The following is a 382-nucleotide window of genomic DNA, read 5'->3' on the forward strand; positions in this document are numbered from 1 at the left end:
CAAACGCGGCAGGCTGGGCATCCAGCTCGCCAGCAGCGGGTTGATCACATCGAAGAGGCTGATGAAGGCGATCAACGTCGAGATACCGATGACGATGCCGGGCACGATGATCGCGCAGTAGGTCAGGGCGTCAAACAGCAGCCGCACCTTGGCCCCGGCACGCTGCAAGCCGAACACCGCCAGGGTGCCGAACAGCGTGGCGATCAACGCCGAGCACGTGGCGATAAATGCACTGTGCCCGAGGGCTTCCATGATGAACGGGTTGCCAAAGGCCCGGCCGAACCACTGCACCGAGCAGCACTCGAACGCCAGGCCACTGCGCCCGGCATTGAAGCTGAACAGCACGATCAAGGCGATCGGCGCATACAGAAACAGGTACAGC

Annotated in this window: 1 pseudogene; it reads right to left on the reverse strand. The window is 62.6% G+C overall.

Features of this window, described 5'->3' with window-relative positions:
• A pseudogene (locus HX855_RS32890) lies at positions 1-381 on the reverse strand (ABC transporter permease); the annotation flags it as partial.
• Between the last annotated feature and the right edge of the window lies 1 nt (position 382).

This window comes from Pseudomonas sp. IPO3778 (assembly GCF_013386825.1).
GTDB lineage: Bacteria > Pseudomonadota > Gammaproteobacteria > Pseudomonadales > Pseudomonadaceae > Aquipseudomonas.